At 63.0% G+C, this 25,132-nt stretch carries 20 protein-coding genes, 1 tRNA gene and 1 other RNA gene; 14 read left to right on the top strand and 8 right to left on the bottom strand.

Features of this window, described 5'->3' with window-relative positions; all coding sequences use genetic code 11:
* Positions 1 to 40 precede the first annotated feature (40 nt).
* Complete coding sequence (locus LPW11_RS07405) at positions 41 to 865, top strand: AraC family transcriptional regulator (RefSeq protein ID WP_230997486.1); 825 nt, start codon at positions 41 to 43, stop codon at positions 863 to 865.
* A 94-nt stretch (positions 866 to 959) separates the two neighbouring features.
* On the opposite strand, the gene LPW11_RS07400 is transcribed toward LPW11_RS07405, so the two are convergent.
* On the bottom strand, positions 960 to 1,433 hold the full coding sequence (locus LPW11_RS07400; protein WP_230997485.1) for a peroxiredoxin: 474 nt from the start codon (positions 1,431 to 1,433) through the stop codon (positions 960 to 962).
* Positions 1,434 to 1,508: 75 nt separating this feature from the next.
* On the opposite strand from LPW11_RS07400, the gene LPW11_RS07395 reads away from it, so the two are divergent.
* Positions 1,509 to 2,045 carry a hypothetical protein gene (locus tag LPW11_RS07395; RefSeq protein ID WP_230997484.1) on the top strand — a complete coding sequence of 179 codons (537 nt, stop codon included), beginning with the start codon at positions 1,509 to 1,511 and terminating at the stop codon, positions 2,043 to 2,045.
* Between the two features lie 377 nt (positions 2,046 to 2,422).
* Here the strand turns inward: LPW11_RS07395 and LPW11_RS07390 are convergent, their stop codons facing one another.
* The gene (locus tag LPW11_RS07390) at positions 2,423 to 3,622 is read right to left on the bottom strand and encodes a protoporphyrinogen/coproporphyrinogen oxidase (RefSeq protein WP_230997483.1); all 1,200 of its coding nucleotides are present in this window, start codon (positions 3,620 to 3,622) and stop codon (positions 2,423 to 2,425) included.
* A gap of 156 nt (positions 3,623 to 3,778) precedes the next feature.
* Here LPW11_RS07390 and LPW11_RS07385 point away from each other — a divergent pair, with 156 nt between their 5' ends.
* Positions 3,779 to 4,672 carry a DnaJ C-terminal domain-containing protein gene (locus tag LPW11_RS07385; protein WP_230997482.1) on the top strand — a complete coding sequence of 298 codons (894 nt, stop codon included), beginning with the start codon at positions 3,779 to 3,781 and terminating at the stop codon, positions 4,670 to 4,672.
* Positions 4,673 to 5,127: 455 nt separating this feature from the next.
* On the opposite strand, the gene LPW11_RS07380 is transcribed toward LPW11_RS07385, so the two are convergent.
* From LPW11_RS07380 to mfd, 3 genes are all read right to left on the bottom strand, one after another.
* The gene (locus LPW11_RS07380; RefSeq protein WP_230997481.1) at positions 5,128 to 6,069 is read right to left on the bottom strand and encodes a peptidylprolyl isomerase; all 942 of its coding nucleotides are present in this window, start codon (positions 6,067 to 6,069) and stop codon (positions 5,128 to 5,130) included.
* Positions 6,070 to 6,151: 82 nt separating this feature from the next.
* Positions 6,152 to 7,075: a peptidylprolyl isomerase gene (locus LPW11_RS07375; RefSeq protein ID WP_230997480.1), complete on the bottom strand. Its 924-nt coding sequence runs from the start codon at positions 7,073 to 7,075 to the stop codon at positions 6,152 to 6,154.
* Between the two features lie 56 nt (positions 7,076 to 7,131).
* The gene (mfd, locus tag LPW11_RS07370) at positions 7,132 to 10,599 is read right to left on the bottom strand and encodes a transcription-repair coupling factor (RefSeq protein ID WP_230997479.1); all 3,468 of its coding nucleotides are present in this window, start codon (positions 10,597 to 10,599) and stop codon (positions 7,132 to 7,134) included.
* A gap of 284 nt (positions 10,600 to 10,883) precedes the next feature.
* On the opposite strand from mfd, the gene LPW11_RS07365 reads away from it, so the two are divergent.
* From LPW11_RS07365 to LPW11_RS07330, 8 genes are all read left to right on the top strand, one after another.
* Positions 10,884 to 11,270: a hypothetical protein gene (locus tag LPW11_RS07365; protein WP_230997478.1), complete on the top strand. Its 387-nt coding sequence runs from the start codon at positions 10,884 to 10,886 to the stop codon at positions 11,268 to 11,270.
* Positions 11,271 to 11,363: 93 nt separating this feature from the next.
* A tRNA-Ser gene (locus tag LPW11_RS07360) sits at positions 11,364 to 11,454 on the top strand.
* 25 nt (positions 11,455 to 11,479) lie between these two features.
* An RNA gene (gene ffs, locus LPW11_RS07355) (signal recognition particle sRNA small type) lies at positions 11,480 to 11,578 on the top strand.
* A gap of 69 nt (positions 11,579 to 11,647) precedes the next feature.
* Entirely contained in the window at positions 11,648 to 13,405 is a 1,758-nt protein-coding gene (dnaX, locus tag LPW11_RS07350) for a DNA polymerase III subunit gamma/tau (protein WP_230997477.1), read from the top strand.
* A gap of 50 nt (positions 13,406 to 13,455) precedes the next feature.
* Positions 13,456 to 13,770 carry a YbaB/EbfC family nucleoid-associated protein gene (locus LPW11_RS07345; RefSeq protein WP_230997476.1) on the top strand — a complete coding sequence of 105 codons (315 nt, stop codon included), beginning with the start codon at positions 13,456 to 13,458 and terminating at the stop codon, positions 13,768 to 13,770.
* Positions 13,771 to 13,926: 156 nt separating this feature from the next.
* Complete coding sequence (gene recR / locus LPW11_RS07340; RefSeq protein ID WP_230997475.1) at positions 13,927 to 14,520, top strand: recombination mediator RecR; 594 nt, start codon at positions 13,927 to 13,929, stop codon at positions 14,518 to 14,520.
* 252 nt (positions 14,521 to 14,772) lie between these two features.
* Positions 14,773 to 18,351: a pyruvate:ferredoxin (flavodoxin) oxidoreductase gene (nifJ, locus tag LPW11_RS07335; RefSeq protein ID WP_230997474.1), complete on the top strand. Its 3,579-nt coding sequence runs from the start codon at positions 14,773 to 14,775 to the stop codon at positions 18,349 to 18,351.
* A gap of 104 nt (positions 18,352 to 18,455) precedes the next feature.
* Entirely contained in the window at positions 18,456 to 18,656 is a 201-nt protein-coding gene (locus LPW11_RS07330; protein WP_230997473.1) for a cold-shock protein, read from the top strand.
* Between the two features lie 195 nt (positions 18,657 to 18,851).
* On the opposite strand, the gene LPW11_RS07325 is transcribed toward LPW11_RS07330, so the two are convergent.
* The gene (locus LPW11_RS07325; protein WP_230997472.1) at positions 18,852 to 19,469 is read right to left on the bottom strand and encodes a pentapeptide repeat-containing protein; all 618 of its coding nucleotides are present in this window, start codon (positions 19,467 to 19,469) and stop codon (positions 18,852 to 18,854) included.
* A gap of 279 nt (positions 19,470 to 19,748) precedes the next feature.
* On the opposite strand from LPW11_RS07325, the gene uvrA reads away from it, so the two are divergent.
* Together uvrA and LPW11_RS07315 are read left to right on the top strand one after the other, a co-directional pair.
* The gene (uvrA, locus tag LPW11_RS07320) at positions 19,749 to 22,583 is read left to right on the top strand and encodes an excinuclease ABC subunit UvrA (RefSeq protein ID WP_230997471.1); all 2,835 of its coding nucleotides are present in this window, start codon (positions 19,749 to 19,751) and stop codon (positions 22,581 to 22,583) included.
* Positions 22,584 to 22,692: 109 nt separating this feature from the next.
* Entirely contained in the window at positions 22,693 to 22,899 is a 207-nt protein-coding gene (locus LPW11_RS07315; protein ID WP_230997470.1) for a hypothetical protein, read from the top strand.
* Between the two features lie 151 nt (positions 22,900 to 23,050).
* Here the strand turns inward: LPW11_RS07315 and LPW11_RS07310 are convergent, their stop codons facing one another.
* Positions 23,051 to 23,398 (bottom strand): hypothetical protein, encoded by a 348-nt coding sequence (locus LPW11_RS07310; RefSeq protein ID WP_230997469.1) that lies wholly within the window; start codon positions 23,396 to 23,398, stop codon positions 23,051 to 23,053.
* A 78-nt stretch (positions 23,399 to 23,476) separates the two neighbouring features.
* On the opposite strand from LPW11_RS07310, the gene LPW11_RS07305 reads away from it, so the two are divergent.
* Positions 23,477 to 24,463, top strand: a complete 987-nt coding sequence (locus LPW11_RS07305) for a serine/threonine protein kinase (RefSeq protein ID WP_230997468.1) — start codon at positions 23,477 to 23,479, stop codon at positions 24,461 to 24,463.
* Positions 24,464 to 24,506: 43 nt separating this feature from the next.
* Here LPW11_RS07305 and LPW11_RS07300 read toward each other — a convergent pair whose 3' ends face one another.
* Entirely contained in the window at positions 24,507 to 25,127 is a 621-nt protein-coding gene (locus tag LPW11_RS07300; protein ID WP_230997467.1) for a CAP domain-containing protein, read from the bottom strand.
* Positions 25,128 to 25,132 lie beyond the last annotated feature (5 nt).

Genomic DNA, 25,132 nt, shown 5'->3' with positions numbered 1-25,132 from the left:
ATACCTTGCTCCGTCGTGGCTGCCTTGCTATAAGAAGCCAATGAATGTCGAAAAGCTGCCAAAATTGACGCCGATCGAGATCGGCTACCGTATAGATGCGTCACTCCCGGTGATCCCGTTCGCCATGGAGGTCAACAGGGCAGGATGCGCGGCGCCCCACGCGCACCCGCGGGGGCAATTCATATATGCCAGCAGCGGCGTCATGCGCGTCGTCTCACGCGAGGCGATCTGGGTTGTCCCGCCGTCACAGGGGGTATGGGTCCCGCCCGAGGTGGACCATGAAGTCTACTTCCCCGGGGAGGTGGCACTACGTAACCTTTTCATCGATCCCTCCGTGACACCGGTGCTGCCCCCTGCGTGCGCCGTGCTGAAGGTCTCCCCCCTCCTGCGGGAGCTCATTCTCCGGGCCGTCGAGGTGGGGGAGGAGTATCGGCCCGAGACGGCAGCTTGGCGGCTTATGCAGGTATTGGTGGACGAACTTCGGCGGGCGGAAGAGACGAAACTCTCGCTGCCGATGGCGCGGGACGAGCGCCTGGCGAGGGTGATCGACGCACTTCTGAAGGAACCGGGGGATCGCCGGGATCTCCAGGGGTGGGCAAAGGTGGCGGGGGCGAGCCCCCGAACCCTGGCGCGGCTTTTCCTGCGGGACACTGGTCTCACCTTCGCGGGGTGGCGCAGGAGGCTGCTCCTGCAGGAGGCGGTCGACCGCCTCGGCAGTGGCGCGACGGTGACTCAGGTGGCATTTGATCTCGGGTACCAGAGCCTCAGCGCGTTCATCGAAATGTTCCGGCAGGAGATGGGTGCGCCCCCCGCGCAGTATGCCCGGCAGAGGGGAAGCACCCCATCCCCACCCGGTACATTGTAGGCCGGAATAAGCGGTAGCGTTTCCGGCATTCGCTACTGCGCGCTGCCTCTGTGGTGGACTGCCGGGAACGCCGGACGGCTTATCCCGGCCTACATTACTTGCTGCCTTTCAGAAACTCCAGCACCTTTGCAGGATGATCTGCCGCCTTCGGGACCTTCGTCCAGTGCTTCAGTACGGTTCCATCAGGGGCGATGACTACGGTAGATCGAATCGTCCCCATCGCCGCCTTCCCGTACTGCACCTTTTCACCGAAGGCTCCATAGGTAGCCATCACCTTCGTCTCCGGGTCGGAGAGGAGCGTGAACGGGAGATTGTGGTCCGCGATGAACTTCGCGTGGGACTTCATGGAATCCCGGCTCACCCCGAGAACCTCCACTCCCAGTTCCTGGAACTGTGGGTATAGATCGCGGAATCCGATATTCTCGCTGGTGCAGCCGGAGGTATTGTCCTTCGGATAGAAAAAGATAACTACCTTCTTCCCGGCATATTCCTCAAGCCCGTGGACCTTGCCATCGCTCCCTTCCAGCTGAAACGCCGGCGCTTGCTTCCCTTCGAGTGACTCTGCCATCCGTTCCTCCTTCTTCTGCTTCTCATTGTCTGTTGCGGGTAAATGAAGTATCCTCTGCACCACTTTCGGGGGGATATGGACTCGCTACTTTTACAACTCTCATCGCCGCTGGACGGCCGATGGCACCATTTTGCCGGGGTCCTGCTGGTCATCGTGCTGGCTACCTTGCAAGGTCGCGTCGGCAGGGCCGGCGCTTTCTGGCAGATATGCTGGGCGCTGCCGGGAACGGTCCTGCACGAGACCGCTCATCTCCTTGTGGCCTTCGTCACCGGTGCCAAGCCGGCTGGATTCAGCATCCTGCCGCGGCGCGACGGTCCCGCTCGCTGGATCCTCGGTTCCGTCACCATCCGGAATCCGGGAATTCTCTCCGCGCTCCCGAGTGCGCTCGCCCCGCTGGGGCTTGTGATGGTTGCCTATTACCTCTTCATCGGATGGGTCACCTGGTTTCCGGCTGACCTGCCGCACACGCTGCTTCAGTACGCCACGGTGTACGTTTTTTCTTACAGTGCCATTCCGTCCGATCAGGATGTGAAGATCGCGCTCTCAAGACCTGCAGGGGTCGCTATTTACTTCTGCATCGGGTGCGGAGCGTGGGTGTTGTTGCGCCAGTAACCCACTGATTTTCAAGGCAAATCCCCCTGTCCCCCCTTCGCAAAGGGTCTTCCGGGAATTCTGGGGAACGCGCTACAAAGAATCCGGGTGCCCCCACGCTGGAGCGTAGGCATCTTGCCTGCGATGGCGGCGCAGCCGCCACAGACCGCGCGGCTGGCGCCGCGGTACAGGCTGGGAAGCCTGTGCTCCAGAGCGGCGCCACTAGTGTCCCCTCATGTCAACGGAAGCGACCGGGCTGAATTCCCGGAATTCCGATGAACCTTCGCAAAGGGGGGGAACGTAGGGTCGCTTGCTCCTTTGAGCGACACAGCTAACCTGCTTCCCCGGCACCGTTGAAAGAAAAAAGGGGACCGTTTTCCGGTCCCCCCGCTTAGCCTCTACCGTGCGCCGCTCATCCTGGCGAACTCTGCTTTGGAGCGCACTATGCAATCCTCGATCGCCATCCCGGCGAAGTAGTTCCCCGTGACGTACAGCCCGCTCCCGGCGATGAGCCGGTCTATCTCGGCGGTCAGGGAGGCGTTCCCGACGACGGGGGAGGGTAGCCGGCTCTCCCTCTGCACAACCTGCTGCAGGTCCCCCACCCCTACTCCCAGCACCTGCGCGATCCTTTTCAACTTCTCATCGCTTGTCGCCTTTCCCGCCTTGAAGTGGAAACTGAAGCCGCGGTACCCTTCGTGCGACACGGTGTCTCTGGAGACTGCCGAGTAGAAGATGTCATTTGCGGCGATGATGCCGGCAACCGGCTCCAGCTTCAGGCGTTCCTTTTCGACAGCCACCCCGACGGTCTCTATCGTCTCCACGTTGATCCGTGACAGGATGCCGGCCACCTCAGGTGCAATATGGCGCAGCAGAACGCTCCCTTCTGCCGGAGGGGTGGCCAGGACAAGGGCCGCAGTCTCAAAGCTCCTGCCGTCGGAAAGCTCCACCTGGTACCCGGCCCCGACCTTCTTCAGGGACGCAACTTCTGCACCGGTAAGGAGGGTGACCCCCGGTGCTGTCGCCAGCGTATCGGTAATCGTCTGCAACCCCCCCTTCATGGTATAGCTCTTTATGACGTCCTTTCTTCTGGGACGCTTGTTGAAGAGCATGTTGGCGGGGAAGTCGTCCGCTCTCTGGGAGATGACTGCGTTGAAGGCGGGGCCGAAAACTTTCTGGTAGTTCTTCTTTCCCACTATGCTCCCGTAATAGGAGGAGACGCTTTCTCCATCCTTCTTCAGCGTGAAGAGTCGCCATGCGGAAGTCAGGAGCTCCGGGAAGGAGAGCTGCGAGGTTATGGAGGCGATGCGTGAATCGACCAGCATTTTAAAGGAGACCTTCTCGCGCGGCAGGATCTCCGGCATCAGCCCGTGCTTTTCCATGATGCCGATGAGGCCTGTGTAGGAGTTGTAGCAGGTATGTGCTCCGAGTTCGAGCCAGAACCCCTGGGCGCTCCCCTCGAAGCGGTGTGAGTGGAAGCACCCGCCCGGGCGCTGTGCCCGCTCGAGAACCAGGGTGCTGCGCCCCGCCCCCGCGCTGTAGCTTGCCAGGCTGAGCCCGCTGATGCCGCCGCCGAGGATAATGGTGTCATAGTGGGTCATCTGACTTCGCTCCTTGTCAATGTGTGGTGCCTCATCAATGGGTGGTGATATATAAGCCCGCACGCTCTGGCTTGTCAAGTTCGCAGTGGTTGACATTCGATTTGTCACAGACTACATTCCTTGGGGAATTCCGACAAGAATGAAAGGGTCTTACACATGGCGCAAAGAGATTATTACGAGGTGCTCGGAGTCAAGAAGGGCGCCTCGATCGACGAGCTGAAGAAGGCATACCGGAAGCTGGCGGTGAAGTACCATCCGGACAAGAACCAGGGGAACAAGGAGGCCGAGGAGCGCTTCAAGGAGATCAACGAGGCATACGCGGTCCTCTCCGATCCGAAAAAGAAGGAGCAGTACGACCGCTTCGGCACCACCGGATTCCATCAGCGTTTCTCGCAGGAGGACATTTTCAGGGGGTTCGATGTGGGGGACCTCTTCCGTGACCAGGGTTTCGGCACCGACGACATCTTTTCCCGCATCTTCGGCGACGCGGTGCGTCGCGGTCGGGGAGGGGGGATGCGTGTGGCCCGCGGGGAGGACCTCTCCATGGAGGTACAGGTCACCTTCCGCGAAGCGTACGACGGGTGCGAGAAGCGCGTCGCCTTTCTGCGCGGAGGTCAAAGGGAGGAGATCTCGGTGCGGATCCCTGCGGGGATCGAGAGCGGCGCGCGCCTGCGGGTCGCCGGGAAGGGGGGGAACGGCCACCACGGTGGACCGGCCGGAGACCTCTACCTCAACGTGCAGGTGGGGAACGATCCGCAGTTCCAGCGTGAGGGCGCCGACATCATCGTGAACCGCGACGTCCGCTTCAGCGAGGCGGTCTTGGGGGGGAGCCTCGAAGTACCGACGATGGAGGGGACGAAGAGGATCAAGCTGCCGACTGGGATCCAGCCGGGGACGAAGATCCGGCTGAAAGGTCTCGGCTTCCACCACGCCGGAAAGCAGGCGCGCGGCGACCTTTTTGTGAAGATCGGCGTGCGCGTTCCGGAGCCGGAGACGCTGACCGCCGACCAGATCAAGCTTCTGGAGCAGCTCGCCGCGGAAGGGATGTAAATGCGATGAGGTTGGGATAGAGGAGCAGGAGCTCACACGTCCCCTCCCTTTCAAGGGGAGGGACAGGGTGGGGATGGGTAGACATTGGTGCCCGCATCGAACCCCATCCCCCTCCTGTCCTCCCCCTTGAAAGGGGAGGGACGTACTCCGGCGGGTGTGCCTTAACCAGTCTCATCCGGGAATTCCGGGGAGAGTGGGTCGGACCTCCCCTCCCCCCTTGCGGGGGAGGGACAGGGTGGGGGGGAAGGTGCCACCATTTCAGCCACATAGCAGCTTCACCCACCCCCTGTCCCCCTCCCGTCAAGGGAGGTGGGATCTTCCTGACGCTGGTTCCCCGCTATTCCCGGATAACCTTTAACCAGGGCAGGTTCCGGCAATTCCGCCAGCATAGCGCAAAAAAGGGAGATCCCGCGGAGGATCTCCCTTTTTCGTTACTTTTTGCTTCAGCGTCTGCGCTACCTGATCTCTATGGCGGCGTTGTTGCGCAGGTCCTTCACCCACTGGGCGAAGCGCTCGTCCGATTTCTTCTTGTAGAGGATGTCCTCGATCTCCCCCTTCACCTCGTCAAACGGCTTCGCCTTCGCTACGGTCCGCTCCTCCAGCTTGATGATGTGCAGTCCCGCAGGCCCCTGCACGATCGGGCTGACGTCCCCTGCCTTCATGTGCGAAACGGTGTTGCCGATCTCGGGGATCATGTCGCTCTTTCTGAAGGTGCCGAGATCTCCGCCGTCCTTTGCGGCGACCGGATCACTGTAGCTCTTCACCAGCTCCTTGAAGTCCTTTCCTTCCTTTGCTTCCTTCAGAGCCTGGGCTGCCAGCGCCTCCACCTTCCCCTTCTCCGCCTCGCTCGCCTTCGGGTCGAGCCGGAAGAATATGTGGCGGGCGCGGAAGACCTCCTCGCCGCCGAAGCGCTCGGGGTTCTCGTCGTAGTAGGTGCGCATCTCCTTCTCGCCGACCTGGATCTTTGCCCGGACCTCCTGGCTCATCAGGCGCACCCTCTCCAGCTGCTCACGCAGCTGATTGCGGTACTCCTCGTAGCTCATCCCCTGCGAGGCGAGTGCGGCGACGAGCGCCTCCTGGGAGAGGTTGTTCTGCTTCTTTACGTCCTCGATCGACTGCTTCAGTTCTTCGTCCGACACCTTGATCCCCGCCTCACGGATCTTCTGGTCGATGAGCTTTTTGTCCACCAGGCGGTTCAGCGCCACGCCGCGCAGGCCGATGAGGTCGCTGCCGGGGTTCTTTTCCTTCAGTATCTGGGCGTACTCGCGGTCCACCTCATGTGCGGTGATGACCTCGTCGTTGACGATGGCGGCAATGCTGTCGATGACCTTCGGTGCCGCAAATGCGGGGATCGCGCAAATCAGGAGCAGCGCGATGCAGGTAATGATCTTTCCCATAAGTTCTCTCTATAACCGCTGTCACGAGAAACAAAGCGGCCGGACATGAGCCCGGCCGCCGCATTCCCCTCTTTGTTGCTTCCTAGGGCTTCGCGGGCGCACTCTGCGCCGGCTTTGCTTCTTCGGCGCCCTTCGGGGCGGTCCCCTTCAGCGCGTCCTGGTTCACCGTTATCTTCGCGTCCTTCTTCAGGTCTTCCTTCAGCTTCTTGAAGACTTCCTGCTGCTTCTCGGGGATCAGCGCCTGCTTGATCTGGTCCTTCACCTCTTCGTAAGAGCGCTGCCCCGCCGGGCGCTTCCCGGTGAGCTTTATGATGTGGTAGCCGAACTTCGTCTTCACGATCGGGGAGATCTGCCCTTCCTTCAGGCTGAAGGCGGCATTCTCGAACTCCGGCAGCATGGACCCCCTGCCGAACCAGCCGAGATCGCCCCCCTTCTGTGCCGCGGCATCCATGGAGTGCTTCTTCGCCAGATCCTCGAAGCTCGCTCCCCCTTTCAGCTCCTTTTCGATCTGCTTCGCCTCGTCCTCGCTCTTCACGAGAATGTGGCTCGCCTTGATCTGCTCGCCGCTGTTGAACTTGTCCTTGTTCTTCTCGTAAAAGGCCTTCATCTCGGCGTCCGTGGGGGTCGCCGACTGCTCCACCTTCTTCTTCAGGTACGCCTCAACCACGAGGCGCTTCTTGAGCTCTTCCAGCTTCTGCGCGACCTCCGGGGACTTGTCGATGCCGTCCTTATTGGCCTGCTGCATGATGAGCTCGCGCACCACCATGGTATCGAGCATCTCCTTCTTCCCCTCCGGGGTTTCCGTCATCGGCTTCAGGTAGGGGGGGAGGTTCTCCGTCTCATGGCGGAAATCCGCGTCGGTGATCTTGGTGCCGTTCACCTCGGCAAGCACTACCGTCCCCTTGGCCTCTTCCTTCTTTGCCCCGCCTTCCTCTTTCTTGCACCCTGCACCGGCGGCCACCACAAGGGCCAGTGCCAGGCATGCCACGGTTCTCTTAGCGCGCACGATAGCTCCTTTTCCAGTCTTTTTAGTAACTTCCAATCCGGGCGCACGCTAGCATATCAGTACAGCGTTTTCAAGAGATTTCTGGCCTCTGCCAGTACCCCGTCGAACGAGCTGTCGCCGAGTTTCGCGTGCAGTTTGAACTGTGGCGTGAAGCGGTATCGCCCCTTCTCCTTCTTCAAGAGCGCGGTGATGGCATCGGGTGATACCGGAGTCCTCTCGTGGAAGGAGAGGACCAGTTCCCCTCCGGCGGCCTCGATCTCCTTCACGAGCAGGGACTTGAGGAGCGTCCTGATGCGCATGACCTCCAGGAGGTAGACCACCGCCTGGGGGAGGGCGCCGAAGCGGTCGACCAGCTCGCCGCTGATGTCGTCGATCTGCGCCTCGTCCGCGGGCTGCGCGAGCTTCTTGTAGAGGATGAGGCGCTGGTTCGGGTCGGGGACGTAATCCTCCGGGATAAAGGCGGGGACCCGCAGCTTTATCTCCGGCTCGACCCGCTCCGGGAGTTCCTCCCCCTTCAGGGTGCGCACCGCCTCGTCCAGGAGCTCCACGTACAGCTCGTAGCCGACGGCGAGTATGTCGCCGGACTGGCGCGCGCCGAGGAGGTCGCCGGCGCCGCGGATCTCCAGGTCGTGGGTGGCGATGCGGAACCCGGCGCCGAGCTCGGTGATGTCCTGGATGATCTTCAGCCGCTCCCGCGCGTCGGGGGAGATCGCCCCCTCACCCGGTATGAGGAAGTAGGCGTAGGCGCGCTGCTTGGAGCGCCCGACCCGGCCGCGCAGCTGGTAGAGCTGGGAGAGGCCGAAGGTGTCGGCGCGGTTCACGATGAGGGTGTTTGCGGAGGGGATGTCCAGCCCGCTCTCGATGATGGTGGTGCACAAAAGAAGGTTGCTCTCGCCGTGCATGAAGGAGAGCATGACCCGCTCCAGCTCCTTTTCCGCCATCTGGCCGTGCCCGACCCCTATCTTCGCCTCCGGCACGATGCGCTGGAGCTCCGCCGCCATGGCATCGATCGTCTGCACCCTGTTGTGCACGAAGAAGACCTGCCCGCCGCGCTTCAGCTCCCGCATCACCGCTTCCCGGATCAGTTCGTCGGAGCTGCGCGACACGAAGGTCTTTATGGCGAGGCGGTCGACAGGGGGGGTGTCGATGATGGAGAGGTCGCGAATCCCCATGAGGGACATGTACAGGGTGCGCGGGATGGGTGTGGCGGTGAGGGTGAGGATGTCCACGACGGCGCGGTACTTCTTCAGCCTCTCCTTGTGGGCCACCCCGAAGCGCTGCTCCTCGTCCACCACTATGAGCCCGAGGTCCTTGAACTCCACGTCCTTCTGCAGGAGGCGGTGGGTGCCGATGATGACGTCGACCCTTCCCGCCTTCACCCCCTCGAGGATCTCCTTCTGCTCCTTTGCGGTGCGAAAGCGCGACAGCATCTCCACCCTCACCGGGTAGTCCTTGAAGCGTCCCGCGAAGCTCTCGCTGTGCTGCTGGGCGAGGACGGTGGTGGGGACGAGAACGGCGACCTGCTTCCCGTCCATGACCGCCTTAAAGGCGGCGCGCAGGGCGACCTCCGTCTTCCCGTAGCCGACGTCGCCGCACACCAGCCGGTCCATGGGGCGGATGCTCTCCATGTCGGTGATGACGTCCTCGATGGCGTTTGCCTGGTCCGGCGTCTCCTCGAAAGGGAAGGTCGCCTCGAACTCGCGGTACATCTCGTCGCGGGGGGAGAACTGGTACCCCTGCTGGATCTCCCGGGCGGCGTGGATCTTCAGGAGCTCGGAGGCCATCTCCTGTACCTCGGCCTTCGCCTTCGCCTTCGCCTTTTCCCATCCCGGTCCGCCGAGGCGGTCCAGGCGCGGCTCGCTCCCCTCCACCCCAACGTAGCGCTGCACGAGGTTTATGCGGTCGACCGGGAGGTAGAGCTTGTCCTCCCCCGCGTACTCGAGGAGAAGGAAGTCCCCCTCCATGCCGGAGAGGCTCAGGTGCTTCAGCCCGCGGTAGAGGGCGACGCCGAAGTCCACGTGGACGATGTGGTCGCCGGGCTTCAGCTCGGCGAGGGAGGAGAGGAGCTGCTTCTTGCGCGTCTCGGAGAGGGCGCGCCTCTTCACGCGCTTGCCGAAGATCTCCTCTTCCGCGATGATCGCCAGCCGCTCGCGGGGGAACCTGAAGCCGCGGGCGATGTCGCCGATGAGAATCTCCACCCCGGCACCGGGGCGCTGCAGGGCCTCGTTGAATCCCCCTTCCAGGACGTCCAGCGGTAGCTGGTAGCGGCTCAGGAGCTCGAAGAGCCTGCGCGCCTGCCCCGGCTGGTGGCAGGGGATGAGAACGCGGTAGTCCGCCGCCAGGAAAGCGGAGAGGCGATCGGTGAGGCCGGAAAGGGCTCGTTCCCCTTCCGGGGCGATCTCCAGCTTCAGGTCGGCGTTCCCCTCCGTGACGACCCTCAGCGTGCTCTCCTCTGTTCCGATCTCCAGCTGGGGGAGGAGAAGGAGTTTCCCCTTCTCCAGGAGCCTCTGGAACTCCCCGGGGGAAAGGTAGAGCTGCTGCGGCTCGCAAAAGACGGCGTCGCGCAGGGAGGCGCGCGCCACCCCCTGGCTTACCTGCTCGGAGAATTTCGCTGCGGCGTCCTCGAATGCCGCCGGGTCGACGAGGACGCGGATCGCCCCCCCCCCGCCGTAGTCGAGGATCGTCTCCAGCCCGGGGTGGAAGAGGGGCTGCAGGAAGTCGACGCCGGGGGGGTACATGCCGTGCTGCAGCTGGTCCAGGAGTTCCCGGCGCCGGTCGGCGCCGATCCCCATCTCGTCGCAGCGCCTCTTCAGGAGGGGGGCGAAGCGCTTCAGCACCTCCTCGGAGAGGATGAATTCGCGCCCCGGAAGGAGCACGAGCTCCTCCACCGGCTCCAGCGAGCGCTGGGTCAGCGGATCGAAGGCGCGCATCGTCTCCACCTGGTCGCCGAAGAACTCGATGCGCACCGGTTTTTCCAGGTCGGGGGGGAAGACGTCCAGGATCCCGCCGCGCACGGAGAAGGTGCTGCGGTCCTCCACCACCGGCGTCTGGCTGTAGCCGAGCTGCACCAGCTTGTGCAGGAGGGTCTCCCGCTCGAGCTCCTCGCCGGTCACCAGGTACTGCGAGACCTCGCCGAGGGTGGCGCGCGGCATGACCCGCTGGAGCGCGGCCTGGGCCGGAACCACCACCGCGCGGGCGCGCCCGTCCAGGAGCCGGAAGAGCGCGTTCAGCCGCTCCCCGATCACGTCGGCGTGCACCGGGGCGGCCTCCATCGGCGCTATGTCCCAGGCGGGGAAGGGGACAATCTCCTCCGGCGTCGCGGAGAAAAAGCGCAATTCCCGCACCATCTCGTCGGCGCTGTCCTGGTCCGGCGTCACGATCAGCAGCGGTGCGGAGGCAGCCGCCAGGAGGCGGGAGAGAAGGTAGGCGGGGGCCGAGCCTTTCAGACCGGCGACGCTTGCCGTCGCGTTTTCCGGTGTGAGGAGGGCGGAGATTTCCTGAAGGTAATCGGGGGTAGTGGTCATGTACTCTTCGGGTTTCCGTGGGAGTGGGATGTATCTGGAGCAGCATAGCAAAATTGCTGCACTTTAGCCAGAGGCGGTTCTGGCGCAGCTTCGCACCCTTTCCGTCGCCGATGCGGGGGAGGGGACACGGAAGGTATTGGAAGGCGGCTTCTTTCTCCTTAAATTAATGTGCTCAAATCGGAAATAAGGGATAAAGAAAACGAAGGTGGTGCCGAATAGAAATTTTGTGGCAGGGAAGTGCCAACTCTGTCTGCAAGAATTGCAAAAAGGTGATGGTGAATTTGATGAGAGAAAACGACACGGTCCATGCGGACGTCCTCAATTACTTCACAGCGGAGTTCGACGCGCTGGAGGAGCGCCTGAGGGGGGGGATGCTGGAAGACTACCGGGAGAGGGTTCTGGTGAGCCAGAAGATAGGAGAGGCCGTGCATCTCCTCGCCCCGTACGTGCGCAGCGATGCCCGGGCGCGCCGCCTGGTGCGCCATGCCGAGGCGCTGAAGCAGGAACTTCTTTCCGTGCGCGAAATCATCGTCAAGCAGATCATGAAGCACAAGGAGCATCCTTCCCTGTTGCAGGCGCTCATGGAGCGCAACGGCCTTCTGCCGCGTGCGACGCAGAGCGGGAAGGATGATACCGCACCCTCTCCAACTGCCTCCGACCTCGAGGCGTAGCTCCCCCTGCGGGGGCTCCCGCGCGGCGGGTGACGCCTCCCGCAAAAAACGCTTTACAAAATCCGCGGCACATATTATAAACCTACTTCTCGTGGAGAGATGTCCGAGTGGTTGAAGGAGCACGCCTGGAAAGCGTGTGTACGTTAATAGCGTACCGAGGGTTCGAATCCCTCTCTCTCCGCCATAATTTCCTTGCGGATAGACCTGATAGCTGGGTCCCGCGCAACGGAAGGTTATGAACCCCGTCAGGTCCGGAAGGAAGCAGCGGCAGTAACCGCCACCGTGTGCCGCGGGGTAGCCCAGCTATCAGCTCTCTCCGCAACCCGCCGTTCTCCAGATTCCCCCCCTTCCGGATTGCTGCCAAGAGGTAAGCTCCCTTGTCCTATCTCGTTTTAGCCAGAAAGTGGCGTCCCCAGACCTTTACTGATCTGGTAGGGCAGGAGCACGTCAGCCAGACGCTGAAAAACGCCATCGACGGCGGCCGCGTGGCGCATGCCTTTCTCTTTACCGGCGCGCGCGGGGTGGGGAAGACGAGTTCCGCCCGCATCCTCGCGAAGGCGCTGAACTGCGAGACGGGGACGACGACGGAGCCGTGCAACGAGTGCCCGGCCTGCCAGGAGATCACCCAGGGAACCTCGGTCGACGTCTTCGAGATCGACGGCGCCTCCAATACCAGTGTCGACGATGTGCGCGAGCTGCGCGAAAACATCAAGTACCTCCCCTCGCGCTCCCGCTACAAGATATTCATCATCGACGAAGTCCACATGCTCTCCACGAGCGCGTTCAACGCGCTTCTGAAGACGCTCGAAGAGCCTCCCCCCCACGTAAAGTTCATCTTCGCCACCACCGAGCCGCACAAGGTCCCGATCACCATCCTCTCCCGCTGCCAGCGCTTCGACTTCAAGAGGATCGCGCTCCCGCGCATCGCGGCACGCCTGCGCTTCATCGTGGACCAGGAAGGGGTGGCGATCAGTGACGAGGCGCTGAACCTCGTGGCCCGCAAGGGTGACGGGAGCATGCGCGACGCGCTCTCCACCCTCGACCAGGTCCTCGCCTTCTGCGGTGCGACCGTTTCCGATGCGGACGCCGCGGCGCTCCTCGGGGTCGTCGACCGCACTCTCCTCTCCGACGCCTGCCGCGCCGTCTTTTCCGGGGACTCCCGGGGGGTGCTGCAGCTGGTGGCCCGGGTAGACTCCTTCGGCTACAGCATGCGCCACTTCTGCCAGGAACTCATCGAGCGCTTGCGGGCGGTCGCGGTGCTGAACGCGGTGCCGGACGGGGCGGACCTTCTCGATCTTTCCGAGGCGGAAGTGGAAGAGATGGGAGCGCTGGCGCGCGGCACGACCGGGCAGGAGGTGCAGCGCCGCCTGCAGATACTGCTGAAGGCCGAAGGGGAGATGGCGCAGGGAAGTTTTCCACGCCTGATCCTGGAGATGGCGCTTTTAAAGATGACCTCGCTCGCCCCCGCCATCCCGGTGGACGAGCTCCTGCGCAGGCTGAAGGCGCTGGAGGGCGGGGTTTCCGTGGCAGCCGCCCCGCGCCCTGCACCGCAAGGTGCACCCCGTCCCGCTGCGGCGCCGGCCGCGCCTGCGCCCCCTGTGCGCGAGGCCGCTCCCGCGAAGGCACCGGCTTTTGCGCCTCCGCCGGCTCCGGCGAGTGCTGCCCCGGCTCCCCCCCGTGAGGCGCCGGTTGCCGCCGCGCCCCTCGCCCCCGCGGGTGCCGACCGGGACGAGCTCTGGGCGGGACTGGTGCGCTACGTGAAGGGGAAGAAACCTTTCCTTGCCACCTTCCTCGAGGAGGTGCACCCTATCACGGTGACCCGCGAGCTCCTGGAGATCGGGGGGCCGGTCGGCTCCTACCACCTGAAGAGCCTGCAGGACCCGGAAAAGATCGCCGACCTGAAGGCGATGGCGAAGGGGTATTTCGGTGTCGACACGAACGTGCGCGTCGTCCCCCTCACCGCCGCCGGTAGCGATACCCCCGCCACGCTCGCGGAAAAAAAAAGCCTTGAAGATGCCCGCCGCAGGGAGACACTGAGGAAAGAGGCCGAAGAGCACCCCCTGGTCGCCCAGGCGGTACACCTCTTCGACGGCGAGATCGCCGACGTGCAGGAACTTGCGGCGGAAAAAGTATAACGACGTTAGGCTGGCAAAGGCCAGGATAAACACCATAAGCGGAGGAGAAGATGTCTAAAGGTTTGGCGCAGATCATGAAGCAAGCGCAGATGATGCAGCAGAAGATGGGCAAACTGCAGGAGGAGGCTGCGCAGCGTACCGCCGAGGTGACCACCGGCGGGGGCGCCGTGACTGTGGTGGTAAACGGCAAGAATCAGGTCCTCTCCCTCACCATAAAGAAGGAAGCGGTTGACCCGGAAGACGTGGAAATGCTTCAGGATCTCGTCATGACCGCGGTGAACGAGGCACTGAAGAAGGTGCACGCCGCCATGGCGGAGGAGATGAGCAAGATCACCGGCGGGATGAACATCCCCGGTCTCTTCTAGGACGGGCAGCGCCAGCCGGCCCCCCTGTCGCACGAGTGCGAGCGGGAGGGCTGGCGGGCTTTCCTGTCCTTCGTGAGGAGGGCCTTCCGGCTCGTCTCACGAAAAAAATTTTGGTAAAGATAAATAGTAAAAAATTGTTTTATCGGCAAGAGGAATATGCTACATTTCTCAAACTCGCTCACCAGACTGCTGGGAGAGCTGAAGAAACTTCCGGGGGTCGGCGAGAAGAGCGCCCTTAGACTGGCGTTTCATCTCCTGAAGTCCCCGGGGAATATAGAGGCTCTCGCGGAGAGCCTGAACGAGGTGGCGGCGAAGGTGCGGTTCTGCTCCGTCTGTTTCGCCATCACCGAAGAGGACCCCTGCCAGATCTGCACAGGGGAGCGGGAGGAGTCGACGCTTTGTGTGGTGGAGGAACCGCAGGATCTCCTCGCCATGGAACGCAGCCGCGCCTTCCGCGGGCGGTACCATGTATTGCAAGGGGCCCTCTCCCCCCTGAACGGCATCACGCCGGCGAGCCTGCGCATAGCGGAGCTCATGGAAAGACTGCGGGACGAGCGGGTGCGCGAGGTTTTGATCGCCACCAACTTCACCGTAGAGGGAGAGGCAACTGCTCTTTACTTGACGAAATTGATAAAGCCGCTTTGCATCAGGGTGACCCGGCTGGCTCACGGCATACCGATCGGCAGCGATCTGGAATACGTTGACACCGCCACCGTGCAGCGGGCTGTGGAGGGGCGCTCGGAGCTTTGAAGCTCTGGGCGTTTGTTATCTGTAGGACATTTTAGATCCCACCCCCTTCCCGCCTTCCGCACCCCTCTCTGGCAAATCCCGCTTTGACCTTGCTTCTGAAGTCCCCCGGAAAAGCCCGGGGACAGCTCCATTTTTCGACGCTCGCGGTACCATCTGCGCTGCCTGAACAGGCGGCATCAGGTCCGGCATTGCGTGCGACACTGCCTCCAGGGGTTGATATACATAATCAGGTTAAAACAGGAGAGAACCAAAATGGCCCGAAGAATGGTAACTATCGACGGTAACACCGCTGCGGCTCATGTGGCACACGCCACCAATGAGGTGATCGCGATCTACCCCATCACCCCCTCCTCGGTGATGGGCGAGATTTCCGACGTGAAGAGCGCCAGGGGGGAGAAGAACATCTGGGGGACGGTACCCCTGGTGTCCGAGCTGCAGTCCGAGGCTGGCGCGGCCGGCACCGTACACGGCGCCCTGCAGGCCGGTGCCCTGACCACCACCTTCACGGCGAGCCAGGGGCTCCTCCTGATGATCCCCAACATGTTCAAGATCGCCGGCGAGCTCACCCCGACCGTCTTCCATGTCTCCGCACGCGCCATCGCGGCGCAGGCCCTCTCCATCTTCGGCGACCACTCCGATGTCATGAGCGTGCGCTCCACCGGGTGGGCGATGCTCTGCTCCAACAACGTGCAGGAGGTCATGGACTTCGCCCTGATCTCCCAGGCCGCGACGCTGAAGTCCCGCGTCCCCTTCCTGCACTTCTTCGACGGCTTCCGCACCTCCCACGAAGTGCAGAAGGTCGAGGAGCTCTCCTTTGACGACATGCGCGCCATGATCGACGAGGACCTGGTCCGCGCCCACAGGGCTCGGGCCCTCTCCCCGGACCACCCGGTGCTGCGCGGCACGGCGCAGAACCCGGACGTGTACTTCCAGGGGCGCGAGACGGTGAACCCGTACTACGTCGCCACCCCCGGGATCGTCCAGGAGGAGATGGACCGCTTCGCGAAGCTCACCGGTCGCCAGTACTCCCTCGTGCAGTACGTCGGCGCGCCCGACGCGGAGCGCGTGGTCGTCATCATGGGCTCCGGCGCCGAGACGGTGGAGGAGACGATCGAAACGCTCGCGGCCCGCGGCGAAAAGGTCGGCATGCTGAAGGTCCGCCTGTTCCGCCCCTTCCCGGCAGAGGCTTTCGTGGCCGCCCTCCCGGCGACGGTGAAGTCGATTGCGGTACTTGACCGCACGAAGGAGCCGGGGGCCCTCGGCGAGCCGCTCTACCTCGACGTGCGCACCGCGCTCGGCGAGATGATGTCCGCCGGCAAAGCCTCCTTCTCCGCCTACCCGACCGTCGTCGGCGGGCGCTACGGCCTCGGCTCGAAGGAGTTCACCCCGGGGATGGTGAAGGCGGTGTTCGACAACCTCTCCGCGGCGCACCCCAGGAACCACTTCGTGGTGGGGATCACCGAGGACGTCTGCGGCACCTCCCTTCCCTACGACCACTCTTTCCTTAATCCGGCGGGACAGACCTACTCCGCCATGTTCTTCGGGCTCGGCTCGGACGGCACCGTCGGCGCCAACAAGAACTCCATCAAGATCATCGGCGAGACGACAGACTACAACGTCCAGGCGTACTTCGTGTACGACTCGAAGAAGGCGGGCTCCGTCACCACAAGCCACCTGCGCTTCGGGAAGCAGGTGATCCGCTCCCCGTATCTCATCGACCAGGCCGACTTCATCGCCTGCCACAACTTCTCCTTCCTGGAGAAGTACGACATGCTCTCCAAGGCGAAGGAAGGGGCGACCTTCCTCCTGTGCTCCCCCTTCAGCAAGGACGAGGTGTGGGACAGGATGCCGGTGGAGGTGCAGCAGTCGATCGTGGAGAAGAAGCTGCGTGTTTTCGTCATCGACGCCACGAAGCTCGCCGAGGAGCTCGGCCTCGGGGCGCGCATCAACGTCATCATGCAGACCGCCTTCTTCAAGATCTCCAACATCATCCCGCTGGAGACCGCTGTGGACTCCATCCGCACGGCGATCAAGAAGAGCTACGGCAAGGCAGGGGAGAAGGTCGTGGAGATGAACAACAAGGCGGTCGATGCCGCGCTCGAGAACATCTTCGAGATGCCGGTCTCCCCGTCCGTCACCGCGATCACCAAAAGGCCCCCCGCAGTCGGCGCTCACGCTCCGGAATTCGTGCAGCAGGTCACCGCGACCCTCATCGCGGGGAAAGGTGACGACCTCCCGGTATCTGCGATGCCGTCGGACGGTACCTACCCGACCGCAACCTCCCAGTACGAGAAGCGAAACATCGCCCTCGAGATCCCGATCTGGGATCCGGCACTGTGCATCCAGTGCGGCATCTGCTCCTTCGTCTGCCCGCACGCCACCATCAGGATGAAGATGTACGGCGAGGCCGATCTTCAGGGGGCCCCGGAAGGGTTCCTCTCCGCCGACGCGCGCGGCGCCGAGTTCAAGGGGATGAAGTGCTCCGTTCAGGTCGCCCCCGAGGACTGCACCGGTTGCGGCGCCTGCGTCTACAACTGCCCGGCGAAGTCGAAGGAAGACCCGAACCACAAGGCGATCAACATGCAGTTCCAGCCGCCGCTGCGCGCTGCCGAGGCTGAGCGCTACAACTTCTTCCTGAGCATCCCGGAGACCGACCCGGCCCTCTACAAGCGCGACACCCTGAAGGGGAGCCAGCTCATCAGGCCGCTCTTCGAGTACTCCGGCGCCTGCGCCGGCTGCGGCGAGACACCGTACCTGAAGCTCATGTCGCAGCTCTTCGGCGACCGCGCGCTCATCGCCAACGCCACCGGCTGCACCTCCATCTACGGCGGCAACCTTCCGACGACTCCGTGGGCGCAGCGTGCCGACGGGCGCGGACCGGCATGGTCCAACTCCCTCTTCGAGGATAACGCCGAGTTCGGCTTCGGCATGCGCCTCGCGGTCGACAAGTTCACCCAGGCAGCACTGGAGCTGGTGGACCAGATCTCCGCCTGCGCCTGCGAGAAGAAGAACGACGAGCTCACCGCCCTTTTGCAGGCGATCAAGGCGGCTGACCAGACGACCCAGGAGGGGATCGAGGAGCAGCGCGGCCGGGTGGCGAAGCTCAAGGAGATCCTCGGCGGGTGCGACTCCGACCTGGCGAAGCGCCTCCATTCCATCGCCGACTACCTGGTGAAGAAGTCGGTGTGGATCGTCGGCGGCGACGGCTGGGCATACGACATCGGCTACGGCGGCCTCGACCACGTCATCGCCTCCGGGCAGAACGTGAACCTCCTGGTCCTCGACACCGAGGTGTACTCCAACACCGGCGGCCAGGCATCGAAGTCCACCCCGATGGGGGCGGTCGCGCAGTTTGCCGCCGGCGGCAAGCCGCAGGCGAAGAAGGACCTGGCGATGATCGCCATGGCCTACGGCAACGTCTATGTGGCGAAGGTCGCCCTCTCCAACCCGCAGCAGGTGGTGAAGGCGTTCATCGAGGCGGAGGCGTACGACGGCCCCTCCCTCATCCTCTGCTACGCCCACTGCATCGCCCACGGCATCAACATGACCAGCGGCATCGATGAGCAGAAGAAGGCGGTCGCCTGCGGTCACTGGCCGCTGATCCGCTACAACCCCGCGCTGGCGGAGCAGGGGAAGAACCCGCTGCAGCTGGACAGCAAGGAACCGACCATGTCCCTCGAAGAGTACGCCTACGGCGAGAACCGCTACCGCGTCCTCAAGAAGAACAATCCGGAGGCGGCGAAGGCCCTCATGGATCGCGCGACCGTCATAAACTCCCGTCGTTACGACCTCTACCGCCGGATGGCGGAGATGAACTACGACGAAAAATAAAGCCTTGACTCGGTCTGGCCATCTTCATACTATTAAATTGTAGTGTTGGGGATGGCCCGGCCGAATTTGAAAAGGTAGAAGCAGTAAGCTAGGAGAAAGAAGTAATGGCAAAAGGTGTTGTAAAGTGGTTCAACGACAGCAAAGGTTTTGGTTTCATCGAGCAGGATAATGGCGAGGACGTATTCGTGCACTTCTCCGCAATCTCGGGAGAAGGGTTCAAATCCCTCGCAGAAGGAGATCAGGTGACTTTCGACGTCCAGAAAGGCCCCAAAGGGCTGCAGGCCGCGAACGTCATGAAGATCTAGTACCAACCCCCAGAAATGGAAAAAAGCCCCGGAGCGATCCGGGGCTTTTTTTATGGCTGGAAGATTTCCTCGGGGATTCGGAGGCGCAAGTTTTGGTGCCCTTAAAGAAGCGGCAACCCATTACGTTCCCCCCTTTGCGAAGGGGGACAGGGGGGATTTGCCTCCGGCAGGCCGAAGGGGCGATATCGAAAACCTCTAGTTCTCCCGGCATCTCCCCAAAGATCCGCTGCGGCAGACCGTCCGGTCGGTCCAGAGAGCGCCGTCGCAGCGTGCACCCCAGAGCCTGGTGCCGTTCAGTCGGGCCAGCCGCAGGGTCGCTCGGGTGAGGTTTGCGTGGGTGAGATCCGCGAGCTGCAGGTCCGTTTCACTAAGATCCGCCTTTTCCAGGTTGGCCCGCTCCAGATCGGCGCGGGAGAAGTTGGCGCCGCTCAGGTCGAGCCCGGCCAGGTCGAGGCCGCTCAGGTCGGCGCCGGAGAAGTCCCTGCTCCCTGCGAGGATGGCGTTGACCTCGCCGATGGTGAGGTGCTTCCCTGCCACCTTCGTCTCGCCATGTGGCGGCGTCGCCGCAGCGTGACCGCGCGGCTTTTTGTGCGGCTTCTTCCGGGAATGCGGCTTTCTGGCCGCTTTCGGAACGGCTGCATCGGCAGCGGGAAGGTTCGCCAGGGCGGCAAGCTTCGTCTCGGTTTCCTTCAGCGCCTGGAGCTGCACCCCCTCGGTGTCCTTTACCGTCACCGGTGCCTCTTCGGCTGCGCGGCTTGCTGCGGTTGTGAGGAGAAGGAAGAGGGTGATCATGACGGTCTTGCGGTGCAACATGATATGCATCCTTTCTTGGAAGCTAATGAGGTCGATGGGCCGGATTCAAAGCGTATCGGCCGGGGCAGGGAAAACTGAAGGGGTGAGGGGCGCGAGGAGCCGTGCAAAACGCCGGGCTCCTGTGCTATATTAATGAAAAGTTCGCCGGGTGCTCCCGGTAGCGATAAAATACTGGAAATGATTGGAACTTTCCTGGCAGGAAATCCCGGGACGCGTCCGACGACCCCCCGGGAGGAGAAGCTTTTATCATCTGCCTGATGAAGTGCGTTTGGGAGTGACATGGCAACAGACAAGATTATCGTGAAGGGTGCCTGCGAGCACAACCTGAAGTGCATCGACGTGGAGATCCCGCGTGACAAACTCGTAGTCATTACCGGCATTTCCGGTTCCGGTAAATCGACCCTCGCTTTCGACACCATCTATGCGGAAGGGCAGAGGCGCTACGTGGAGTCGCTCTCGGCCTATGCCCGGCAGTTCCTGGAGCAGATGGAAAAGCCGGACGTGGAGTCGATCGAGGGACTGTCGCCGGCGATCTCCATCGAGCAGAAGACGACCAGCAAGAACCCCCGTTCAACCGTGGGAACGGTCACGGAGATCTACGACTACCTGCGCCTCCTCTTCGCCCGGCTGGGGAAGGCGCACTGCTACAACTGCGGGAAGGAGATCTCCTCGCAGTCGGTCTCCCAGATGGTGGACCAGATCATGGGAATGCCGCAGGGGACGAAGATCACCCTCCTTTCCCCCGTCGTGCGCGGGCGCAAGGGGGAGTACCGGAAGGAACTCGCGCAGTTTCGCAAGGACGGCTTCGTGCGCGTCATCATCGACGGCACCACCCACGAGCTGGAAGAGGAGATCACCCTCGATAAAAAGAAGAAGCACGACATCGACATCGTGGTCGACCGCCTCGTGGTGAAGCCGGGTCTGGAGACGCGGCTCGCGGGATCGCTGGAGACGGCGCTCTCGCACGCGGAAGGGATCGTCAAGGTGGTGATCTCCGCCGACGAGGCGGCCGGGAAGGGTCCCGAGACCCTTCTCTTCTCCGAGTCTTCCGCCTGCATCGAGTGCGGCATCTCCTATCCCGAAATGACGCCGCGCATGTTCTCCTTCAACAACCCCTACGGCGCCTGCCCCGACTGCACCGGCCTCGGAACGAGAATGTACCTCGATGCGGAGCTGGTGGTCCCCGATCCCGATCTCTCCATCAGAGACGGAGCCATCGCGCCGTGGGAGAAGCGGCTTTCGGGGTGGTATCACCAGACGCTCGAGTCGCTGGCCAGCGCCTACCGCTTCGACGTGCGCACCCCGTTCAAGGACCTGCCGCAAAAGGCGAAGGACGTCATCCTGAACGGCTCAGGCGGCACCATGATCGAGTTCTGGTGGGAGGACGACCGCGGCAAGAGACACACCTACCACAAGGCGTTCGAGGGGGTGCTGAACAACCTGGAGCGGCGCTACCGCGAGAGCGAGTCGGAGCAGGTGCGCGAGGAGTTGGAAAAGTACATGAACGTCATGCCCTGCCCCACCTGCCAGGGGGCGCGCCTGAAGAAAGAGGCGCTCTTCGTGCGGGTCGGCGGGCGAAACATCCAGCAGGTGACGGCCCTCTCCATAAAGGACGCGCTCACCTACTTCACCTCACTGGGGCTCTCAGAGAAAGAAGAGGAGATCGGCCGCAGGATCCTGAAGGAAATCAGGGAGCGCCTCAACTTCCTGGTGAACGTCGGACTCGACTACCTGTCGCTCGATCGCTCCTCCGGCACCCTCTCCGGAGGGGAGGGGCAGCGCATCCGTCTCGCCACCCAGATCGGCTCCTCTCTCGTTGGCGTCCTCTACATCCTGGACGAGCCCTCCATCGGCCTGCATCAGCGCGACAACACCCGCCTTTTGCAGACGCTCAGGCACCTGCGCGACATCGGCAACACCGTCCTCGTGGTTGAGCACGACGAGGAGACGATCCTCGAGGCGGACTGGGTTATCGACATGGGTCCGGGCGCCGGCGTGCATGGAGGGGAGGTCGTCTCGGAGGGGACCCCCGCAGAGATAATGAAGGACCCTGCCTCCCTGACCGGGCGCTACCTCTCCGGGGACCTGGTGATCGAGGTGCCGAAGGTGCGCCGGAAGGCGGAGAAGTTCCTGAAGATCGTCGGCGCCACGGAGAACAACCTGAAAAACGTTTCCGTCGAGGTGCCGCTCGGCATCATGACCTGCATCACCGGAGTCTCCGGCTCGGGGAAGTCGACCCTTACTCTCGACACCCTGTACAAGATGCTGAGCCAGAAGCTGAACAAGAGCCGGGAGAAGCCGGGAGCGGTCCGGGCGATCCACGGGCTGGAGGCGCTGGACAAGGTCATCAACATCGACCAGTCCCCCATCGGCCGCACCCCCCGTTCCAACCCCGCGACCTACACCGGTCTCTTTACCGAAATCCGGGAGATCTTCGCGCAGCTCCCGGAGTCGAAGGTGCGCGGCTACAAGCCGGGGCGGTACTCCTTCAACGTAAAGGGGGGGCGTTGCGAGGCGTGCTCCGGTGACGGCATCATCAAGATCGAGATGCACTTCCTCCCCGACGTCTACGTGCAGTGCGAAGTGTGCAAGGGAGCCCGCTACAACAGGGAGACGCTGGAGGTGCGCTACAAGGGGCGCTCCATCGCCGAACTGCTCGATATGACGGTGTCGCAGGCCCTGTCGTTTTTGGAGCACATCCCCAGGATCAAGAGCAAACTGAAGACGCTGGAGGAAGTAGGGCTCGGCTACATAAAGCTCGGCCAGTCGGCAACCACCCTCTCCGGGGGTGAGGCGCAGAGGGTGAAGCTCGCGAAGGAGCTCTCCAAGCGGGCGACCGGGCGGACCATATACATCCTCGACGAGCCGACCACGGGGCTTCACTTCGCCGACATTCACAAGCTCCTCGAGGTGCTGCACAAGCTCGTGGAGGCGGGGAACACCATCGTCATCATCGAGCACAACCTCGACGTCATCAAGACTGCCGACTGGATCATCGACCTCGGGCCGGAAGGGGGGGACCGCGGCGGGGAGATTATCGCCACCGGCACTCCTGAGGCTGTGGCGAAGGTGAAGCGCTCCTACACCGGGCAGTTCCTCAAGAAGCTGGTGTGACGTCTGCTATCGGCATTTGGGGTGCGGAGGGATTCAGGAGATCGGAATGAGGCGGGAGGGGGCGTTGCGGCGTACGCTGGCCCCTCCTGACACGGTATGGAGGTGACAGATGGCGGAGAAGAAGGGATGCGGCTGCGGCGGTGGACAGAGCCAGGAGTCGTGCGGCAGCGGGCAGAATGAATCGTCGTGCGGCGGCTGCGGCGGGTTGGACCTCGACCTCTTCTGGTGCGAGTCCTGCCGCCGCCCCGTGGCAGAGAAGCGTTGCCCCCTGTGCGGCCAGAAGGCCCGCCGGGCCCGGCCGTCGGACGGGCAATAACGGCTATACGTTCCCCCCTCTGTTAAGAAGATCGGAGATTCCGGGAACGTGAAAAGGGTTCCACGAAGCGCCGCACGAGAGCCTCGCGTTCCCCCCTTTGCGAAGGGGTGACAGGGGGGAATTGCCTCGATCAGGCCGAGCCGGACCGCGCCTACGGCCCGAAGACGCTGACGAGGAACATGATGAATGATATGGCGGCGACAGCGCCATGAACATAGGTGAGAGGCAGTGGCAGTGATTTCTGCCGCAGATGAAAGAAGAGGAAGAGGATAGTGCCCGCTATCGCTGCAATGACGAAGCCGATCAGGGCAACCAGCGTGATGGTGGGGATGGTCCGCCCTTTGAGGGCGTCGGCGAGAGCTACCGCTCCGGCCACCACCACCAGGCCGTGCGGGACTGCAAGCGCGAGGGGCGGGATTGGGCGCCCCCCGCGGCGCATCGCCAGCATGGCGACGCCACCGAAGGCGGCTATGGTGAAAAGAATGGCTGATGTTCCCATAAGAAAACTCCTGCTTGTATGCATTGGCCAATATCTTTATAAGTATAGCGCGGCAGTTCCAGAGCACAGAGGAGCAACATGAGCGACAGCGCACACCCGTTTCAAACCCTGACCCCTAGTTTCATCATGGACGCCGTCGAGAGCCAGGGCTTTCGCTGCGACTGCCGCACCTTTGCGCTCAACAGCTACGAGAACCGGGTTTACCAGGTCGGCATCGAGGAGGCGCCGCCGCTCATCGCCAAGTTCTACCGGCCGGGTCGCTGGAGCGATGAGCAGATCGTGGAGGAGCATGAGCTGTGCATCGAGCTGGCCGAGCACGAGTTGCCGGTGGTGGCACCGATCCAGAACGCCGCGGGGGATTCGCTCTTTCATTTCCAGGAGTTCCGCTTCGCTCTCTATCCGCGACAGGGAGGGCACGCCCCGGAGTTCGACAACCTGGAGAACCTGCTGATCCTCGGCCGCATGCTCGGGCGACTGCACGCCGTCGGCGCGGTCCGTCCGTTCAGGCACCGGCCGCAGCTGGACAGCCAGAGTTTCGGTCACGAGAGCGTCGCTCTGATCAGGGAGAAGTTCATCCCGGAGGAATACCGGGCGAGCTACGAAGCGGTGACGGAGCAGCTGCTGCAGGGGATCGAGGCGCGGTTTGCGGAGGCGCGGGGGACGCGCCAGATCCGGACGCATGGGGATTGCCACGCCGGGAACATCCTCTGGCGGGACGGCGCCCCGCACTTTGTGGACTTCGACGACGCCCGGAGCGCATCGGCGGTACAGGATCTGTGGATGATGCTTTCCGGCGATCGGGGACGCAAGAGTGCGCAGCTGGAGGCGTTGATCAAGGGGTACCGGGAGTTCCGCGACTTCGACCCACGGGAGCTGGTGTTGATCGAGCCGCTGCGCGCCCTGCGCATGCTGCACTACAGTGCGTGGCTCGCCAAACGGTGGGAGGATCCGATCTTCCCCAGCACCTTCCCGTGGTTCAACACGGTGCGCTACTGGGGGGAGCACATTCTGCAGTTGCGCGAGCAGCTGGCGGCGCTGGAAGAGGAGCCGCTGGAGCTCGATTAGGAAAAGGATGACGCCTACCCGCGCGGCCACCTGATCGGGAAGCTTATTTGCTGAACTCCGTGGCGAAGTCCGTCACGCACATCGTCCCATATTCCGGGTGCGCCCCGCAGGCGACTCCGGCGAGCTTCACGACCGGGTCGAAGATGTTTTTGCGGTGTCCGCGGTCCCTGACCCCGTCGTCGATTATCAGTTGCATCACCATCAGCCGCGCCGTCCTCGGACCGTAGCCGATGTTCTCCGCAATCCGCCCGTTCCAGGTGCCGTGGCGTTCAATCCTTTCCTGCATACCACCGCTGCGGGCTCCGTCATGGCCAACCGCACCACTCCTGCCCTGCTCTCGGAGCAGGTCGTTTGCCGCCTCCGCAAGCCCCGCGGACCATTTCAACGGCTTCACCGGCTTCTTATGGGCGAGTTCGCGGATTGCCTCGTCAACCGCTGCACCCCCCTCCGTCGTCATGATCATCACCGACGAGTTCGGCATGCGCAGGATCTTTCCCTGGTAGTTGCGTCGCAACTCCTTCAGGTATTCGGCGTAGCGCGCCGGTGCGGTCCGCGCCAGGTTCATCTCGGCAAGGACCTGCTGCGACAGATCGTCGGCAGCGTGCGCCGCACTTACTAAAGCCAGAAGGAGTGCGACTCGCCGCAGAAGCGGAAGCGTCGCCACAAGCT

Source organism: Geomonas sp. RF6 (assembly GCF_021044625.1).
In the GTDB taxonomy this organism is placed as follows: Bacteria; Desulfobacterota; Desulfuromonadia; order Geobacterales; family Geobacteraceae; genus RF6.
Note: the sequence above shows the minus strand (reverse complement) of the source record. Positions and strands in the feature narration are given on the sequence as shown.

Coding starts and splice junctions, on each gene's coding strand:
- LPW11_RS07405 (WP_230997486.1), top strand. CDS start 41: ATGAATGTCGAAAAGCTGCCAAAATTGACGCCGATCGAGATCGGCTAC.
- LPW11_RS07400 (WP_230997485.1), bottom strand. CDS start 1,433: ATGGCAGAGTCACTCGAAGGGAAGCAAGCGCCGGCGTTTCAGCTGGAA.
- LPW11_RS07395 (WP_230997484.1), top strand. CDS start 1,509: ATGGACTCGCTACTTTTACAACTCTCATCGCCGCTGGACGGCCGATGG.
- LPW11_RS07390 (WP_230997483.1), bottom strand. CDS start 3,622: ATGACCCACTATGACACCATTATCCTCGGCGGCGGCATCAGCGGGCTC.
- LPW11_RS07385 (WP_230997482.1), top strand. CDS start 3,779: ATGGCGCAAAGAGATTATTACGAGGTGCTCGGAGTCAAGAAGGGCGCC.
- LPW11_RS07380 (WP_230997481.1), bottom strand. CDS start 6,069: ATGGGAAAGATCATTACCTGCATCGCGCTGCTCCTGATTTGCGCGATC.
- mfd (WP_230997479.1), bottom strand. CDS start 10,599: ATGACCACTACCCCCGATTACCTTCAGGAAATCTCCGCCCTCCTCACA.
- LPW11_RS07365 (WP_230997478.1), top strand. CDS start 10,884: ATGAGAGAAAACGACACGGTCCATGCGGACGTCCTCAATTACTTCACA.
- LPW11_RS07345 (WP_230997476.1), top strand. CDS start 13,456: ATGTCTAAAGGTTTGGCGCAGATCATGAAGCAAGCGCAGATGATGCAG.
- recR (WP_230997475.1), top strand. CDS start 13,927: ATGCTACATTTCTCAAACTCGCTCACCAGACTGCTGGGAGAGCTGAAG.
- nifJ (WP_230997474.1), top strand. CDS start 14,773: ATGGCCCGAAGAATGGTAACTATCGACGGTAACACCGCTGCGGCTCAT.
- LPW11_RS07330 (WP_230997473.1), top strand. CDS start 18,456: ATGGCAAAAGGTGTTGTAAAGTGGTTCAACGACAGCAAAGGTTTTGGT.
- LPW11_RS07325 (WP_230997472.1), bottom strand. CDS start 19,469: ATGTTGCACCGCAAGACCGTCATGATCACCCTCTTCCTTCTCCTCACA.
- uvrA (WP_230997471.1), top strand. CDS start 19,749: ATGGCAACAGACAAGATTATCGTGAAGGGTGCCTGCGAGCACAACCTG.
- LPW11_RS07315 (WP_230997470.1), top strand. CDS start 22,693: ATGGCGGAGAAGAAGGGATGCGGCTGCGGCGGTGGACAGAGCCAGGAG.
- LPW11_RS07310 (WP_230997469.1), bottom strand. CDS start 23,398: ATGGGAACATCAGCCATTCTTTTCACCATAGCCGCCTTCGGTGGCGTC.
- LPW11_RS07305 (WP_230997468.1), top strand. CDS start 23,477: ATGAGCGACAGCGCACACCCGTTTCAAACCCTGACCCCTAGTTTCATC.